5 protein-coding genes are annotated in these 5,434 nt (G+C 68.8%); all 5 read right to left on the minus strand.

Features of this window, described 5'->3' with window-relative positions; genetic code table 11:
- On the minus strand, positions 1-1,864 hold a 1,864-nt coding region (locus VD972_RS35425), incomplete at its 3' end, for a sensor histidine kinase (protein WP_324993236.1).
- 109 nt (positions 1,865-1,973) lie between these two features.
- Positions 1,974-2,951 carry an RluA family pseudouridine synthase gene (locus tag VD972_RS35430; RefSeq protein ID WP_324993237.1) on the minus strand — a complete coding sequence of 326 codons (978 nt, stop codon included), beginning with the start codon at positions 2,949-2,951 and terminating at the stop codon, positions 1,974-1,976.
- Positions 2,945-3,208: a hypothetical protein gene (locus VD972_RS35435; protein WP_324993238.1), complete on the minus strand. Its 264-nt coding sequence runs from the start codon at positions 3,206-3,208 to the stop codon at positions 2,945-2,947. Before VD972_RS35435 ends, VD972_RS35430 begins: the two co-directional genes overlap by 7 nt.
- A 78-nt stretch (positions 3,209-3,286) precedes the next feature.
- Entirely contained in the window at positions 3,287-5,002 is a 1,716-nt protein-coding gene (locus VD972_RS35440) for a helix-turn-helix domain-containing protein (protein ID WP_324993239.1), read from the minus strand.
- A partial coding sequence (locus tag VD972_RS35445; protein ID WP_414654183.1) for a MinD/ParA family ATP-binding protein occupies positions 4,999-5,434 on the minus strand: 436 nt, incomplete at its 5' end. The genes VD972_RS35440 and VD972_RS35445, both read right to left, overlap by 4 nt.

Consider the following 5,434-nt stretch of genomic DNA (forward strand, 5'->3'; position numbering starts at 1 on the left):
CAGGGCTCTCCTGGCGCGCCTGCGGAGCCGCAGGCAAGGTGATCCGGAAGGTGCTGCCGCCTCCTACCGTGCTGCGGAAGGTAAGGCTGCCGCCCAGCCCCTCGATGATGTTGCGGGAGATGGACAGGCTCAGCCCTGAACCCTGTCCCACGGGCTTGGTGGTGAAGAAGGGCTCGAAGAGCCGCTCCAGCACCTCGGGAGCCATCCCCTGCCCGGTGTCGCTCACCTCCACCACCGCGGAGCCGTCCGCCCCCAGGGTCGACAGAATGCGAATCTCATTGTCCTCGACGCGTCCCTCCGGGATGGCCTGCGCCGCGTTGACAAGCAGGTTGTGGATGACCTGGACCAGCCGCGCCTCGTGGGCCTCCACCCGGGGCGTTTCCTGAAAGTCCCAGCGGACGCGCGCCCGCTGCTTGAGCGTGTTGGACGCGAGCTTCAGGGCCGCCTCGATGATGGGGCGAAGCTCCAGCACCTGCTTCTCCACCGTGTTGTCGGCATGAGCGAAGGTGCGCAGATCCCTCACGATCCGGGCCACCCGCCAGGCTCCATCCTGCGCTTCCTGCAGGGCCTCCGAGACGTCGCGAAGCTTCTCGGTCAGCTCAGGAGGCAGGGGCTGGAGGGCAGCGCTCCCCTGCGCGCCGGCCAGTCCCGCCAGTGTCTCTGTCGCGAAGCTGAGGTTGGCGGCGACGTAGGCGAGCGGGTTGTTGATCTCATGCCCCACTCCCGCGGCGAGCTGACCGACGGCCGCCATCTTCTCCGCGTGGACGTGCCGCCGCTGGCTCTCCCTCAGCTTGTGCACCATGTCGTTGAAGTCCCGGGAGAGCTCCCCCAACTCGTCCTCGCGCGCCACGGGGAGATCACCCTCCAGGTCGCCCTCCGCGACGCGCGCCGTCATCTCCCGACACTGTGAGATGGGCTGCATGAGGCTGTTGACGAGCCGCCACACGATGGTCGCCAGCAGCGGCAGCAACAGCAGGCTGATGAAGACCATGGTCACCGTGCTGTAGAACGCGCCCACGTCCATTGTCTCGCTGGGCACGATGAGCACGGCTCTCACCGGCACCTGCGGCTGGTCCGGAAAGAGCGGGACGGAGAGCAGGTAGGTGGAGAGGGTGGAGACCCCCGCCGCGAGCGGCCGGCTGCGGGCGTAGTAGCCCCGGTAGTGGGGGATCCCGAGCTCATACTTGTCGAAGTGCACCCCCTCGGCCCACAGGGCGTCCCGAGGGACTGGGCTCAGATCGGGAGCAATGCGCTTGCCCGAGGTGTCCTGGAAGGTGGTGGCCAGGAGCCCCTCCTGATCGATGAGCACCAGCTCGGCTCCGGTCGCCACGAAGGCGGTATCCACATAGGCCTCGTCGATGGGGAGGCCCAGGACCAGCCACCCCAGCGCGCCCTGCTCCGCTCGGACTGCGGTCGTGACGGCGAAGACCGGGAGGCGTCCACACATCAGGATCGATCGCGTGGGCTCGGCGGTGGGGAGCCCCTGCTCTCGTACGCGCTCCAGACGGCACGAGGGATCGCTGGTGGTGATCACCGTGCCGTCCTCGCCCATCACCGCCCAGTAGTCAGCTCCCGGCAGCTCCTGGAGCACCCCCAGGTGGGCCTGGAGCGCCACCGGGCTTCGGGTCGAGACGGCTCTCCCGAGCTCAGGCATGCGCGCCAGGAGGCGGGCCTGCACCTCCAGACGCTGGAAGATCTGCTCATCGAAGGAGCCGATCGTGTCTCGATGGACGTTGATCAGCCAGGCGTAGGCACCTTGTCTGGCGCCATGAAAGCTGATGCTGGAACTGACGACTGTCGTGATGGCTGTCCCGACAAGCACTATGCCTAGCATGCTCGCCAGCCACCGCTTCTTGAGCGACATGTGTCTTCGAGCGCTCTCTTGTCTCAACCGAGACAGCAGGCCTGCCCCCCAATCTGGATTTTAGGGGAAGCCTGCGCCTGGAGCCCTCAGGTGGTTCCTCACCAACTGTTCAGAAGTCTGCTTTCCCTCTGTCCGCGAGAGGTCCTTCCCCCCGCAAGTGCTCCTCAGCGGCCTTGAAGTCCGCAGGGAGTGGGGCCTCCAGCTTCAGCGCCTTGCCCGTCCTCGGGTGGGTGAACGCCAGCCGCCACGCGTGGAGCGCCTGGCGCCCCAGCGCTTCCTGCGCCTCGGCCACACGCCCCTTCGCCTTGCGCCCCGCTCCGTACAGCGCATCACACAGCAGCGGGTGCCCCGCCTCGGCCAGGTGCACCCGGATCTGGTGTGTCCGCCCTGTCAGCAGATCCACCTCCACCAGCGCTGCTCCCTCGAAGAGCTCCCGCGTCCGGTAGACGGTGACTGCGGCCTTGCCCTCCTTCACCTTGCCGGTGAACTTCTGCCGGTGCACCGGGTGCCGGCCGTAGAGCGTCTCGATGCGCCCCCCAGCCTTCGGGTGCCCGTGCACCAGCGCCAGGTACGTCTTCTCCACCGCTCGCGTCTTGAAGGCCTTCTGCAGCGCCACCAGCGCCTGGTCGTTCTTGGCCACGACGAGGCACCCCGTCGTGTCCTTGTCCAGCCGGTGGACGATCCCAGGCCTCAGCTCTCCGCCCACCCCCGCCAGATCCTTCACCCGGTGCAGCAGCGCGTTCACCAGCGTCCCCGAGGCGTGTCCCGCCCCCGGGTGCACCACCATCCCCGCCGCCTTGTTCACCACCACCAGATCCCGATCCTCGTGCAGCACCTCCAGCGGCAGCTCCTCGGCCAGAGGCACGGCCAGCACCGGCGCGGGGATGTGCAGCGAGAGCAGCTCTCCGCCCCGCAGGCGCAGCGCCGCCTTCGCGGGCCGACCGTCCGCCAGCACATGGCCCGCCTCGATCAGCCCCTGAATCCGGGACCGGGTGAGCTCGGGAAAGGTGCGCGCAAGGTGCTGATCCAGCCGCTCGCCGCGGGCTTCCGGCGGGGCTCGGTGCTCGCGCGCCTCAGCGGCTACCAAATCTTCGACTTCACGTGCGCCTTCGAGCGCAGGACGATGTCGTTGATGGCCCGCTCGAAGAAGTTCGTCCTCGTGAAGATCTCGGTGCTCACGCGGCTCTTGTAGAGCTCGCGCCCCTCGTCGAGCTCATCCTTGAGGACCTCGAAGAGGTTGTCCTGCTCGATCCCCTTGATGATCTTCTGCTCGTTGTAGAGCGAGATATCCGAGGCAATCGCGCGGGCCAGCCGCATCGCTTTGACCTTTTCTTCTTCTGTCATTGCACTTCTTTCATATGCACCGCAATGCGGGGAGTCAACTTTCCCGAAGAGGAGTACCTCGGCTGCGGTGTAGGTCGCTTACTTCTTCTTGGGCCCCGTGGCCAGGGCCAGATAGCTCCTCGATACCCGGAGCGGATCGAGCCCCAGCTCGCGGGCGATGTTCATCAGGATTCCGCGCAGGTACACCGTCGCCGGGAGTGCGGCGTAGCGGTCTGCCTCGACGTTCTCCAGGTGCTTGGAGGTGATGCGCGTGCGCTCGGCGAGCTGCGAGAGCGACATGCCCCGGCTCTCCCGGACCTGGCGCAGCACCTCGCCGTTGAACTCGGTGTTGGGGGGCAGCTCGACGGGCTTGGGCCTTGGCTCGCGCGCCTTGGCCGCTACCTGGGCAAGTGCCGCCTCGGCTGTCGCGATCGCGGACTCCTGGGAGAGCTGCTGGGCCTCCTCGAGGTCCATGCCCGTGGCAGGCCCCGGACGCGCGCTCCCCTTCCCCGTCCCGCTCGCGTGGCTTCCAGGGTGAGGAATCGGCGTGCGCTGCACGCGGCGGCCCGCGGAAGGAATGGGGGGCGGTGTTGGATAGGGCCTGGCAGGCCGCTCGCGTGAACCCGGAGGCGTGCTCCGCGGTTCCGAGGAGGCTGCCCTGGCCTCTCCCCGCGAAGGCATCGGCGCGCGCGCTCCGGAGAGCTCCTCCTCTTCGCGATGCGCTGGCACGGGTGCGGGCTGCTCTGAGGTGACCGGTGTGGGTGCAGGCTCCGGGGGCGGCGATGGTTCCGCGGGCACCTGCGCAGGGGTAGACAGAGGCGGCTCGACAGCGACGGAGACAGGAGCCGAGGACGCAGCAGGAGCCACGGAGGCAGCAGGAGCCACGGAGGCGGCGGCCGGCTCTATGGAGGCGACGGTCACAGGCTCGGTGGAACTCGTGCTCCGAGGACCTTCCTCGGCCGGGCTGACGGAGGTTGAGACAGGTGGAGGTACCGGCTCAGCGGCGGGCAGGAGGGTTCGGGCGGCACCCACCTCGGGAGCTGGAGCCGCGGACGAAGCCGACGGCGCGTCGGCTTCCGGAGCCTTCACCTCGCGTGGCTCCTCATGGCCAGGCTGTGGCGTACCCGCCTGCACCGAGACCGTGAACGGAGAGAGGAACGCGGAACCGGTTGCCGAGGGCGCTGCTACGAGCACGGGCACATACGAGATGGCGTAGCTGCGGAAAGCCGGGTGGATCTGGCTTGGCGTCACCATCCCCGGCACGACGATCGGAGCGGTGGGGACCACTGGCGTTGGCGCGGCGGTGGGCTCGGCCGGGGCTGCCGTGAGAGCCGAGGCCGGTTCGGCCGGGGCTGAAGTCACCCCAGCCGCTGGCGCCTGCGCCTCCGCCGTTGGGACGGCCTCTGGCGCTGGAACACTCGGGACCTTCTGGGACGGAGCCGGCTCGGGCGCGGCAGCCACCTCCACAGCGGCCGGCGCGGCCACGGGCGTGGCGGGCACCTGGGGCTGACCGGCCTGGGCCGCCGCCGCCAGCGCAGGTCCCATGGCCGTGACGGCGCTCGACTCGGCCCGGGTCACGCCGATCATCCGGTCGTACTCGGCGCGAAGGTCCGGCTCGGTGAGGATCTCCATCGCCTCGGTGAGACGGGCGCGCAGCGCGTCAATCTGGCTCGGGTCCGCCAGCATGTACACTGCGACAGAGTCTGGCGAGTACGTCTCGATCGCGCGCGTATAGGCCGCGCGGATCTCCTCCTCCGGCGCGGTGACGGGGATCTCGAGGAGCTCGTAGTAGGTCTGCTGCTCGAAAGGCTTCATGGTGTAGAGGAACCCGTGCTGCCGTGGCCGTCGAGGTTCAGGATACGCCCGGCGATGCGTTGAAGTCCCTGGGCAGCCGGTGAGTCCGGCCGCTCGAGGAGAATGGGCCGGCGCTTGCGCACCGCGCGCCAGGCCTCGTCGTCGTAACGGATGGCCCCCAGGTCATCCATCTCCAGGCCGAAGAACTTCTTCCACGCGGACACCACCGCGGCGCCCACGTTCACGTCGCCATCCGAGCGCGCCTGGTTGAGCACCAGCTTCACGCGGAAGGAGGCCAGCTCCTTCTCGAGCCGCTCGGCGAGCGCGGCGTTCTGCTGGCGCACGTGCTGGATGATCTGATGGGGCGTGCGTGCGGCCCCCTCGCGGGTGGACAGGGCCCGCTCCACCAGCCGCTCGATGCCGTACTGCGACTCCACCTGCTGGAGCCGGCGG

Source organism: Hyalangium sp. (assembly GCF_035629615.1).
GTDB lineage: Bacteria > Myxococcota > Myxococcia > Myxococcales > Myxococcaceae > Hyalangium.

Excerpts from the sequence above, each read along its gene's own strand:
- VD972_RS35435 (WP_324993238.1), bottom strand. The coding sequence starts at position 3,208 with ATGACAGAAGAAGAAAAGGTCAAAGCGATGCGGCTGGCCCGCGCGATT.
- VD972_RS35440 (WP_324993239.1), bottom strand. The coding sequence starts at position 5,002 with ATGAAGCCTTTCGAGCAGCAGACCTACTACGAGCTCCTCGAGATCCCC.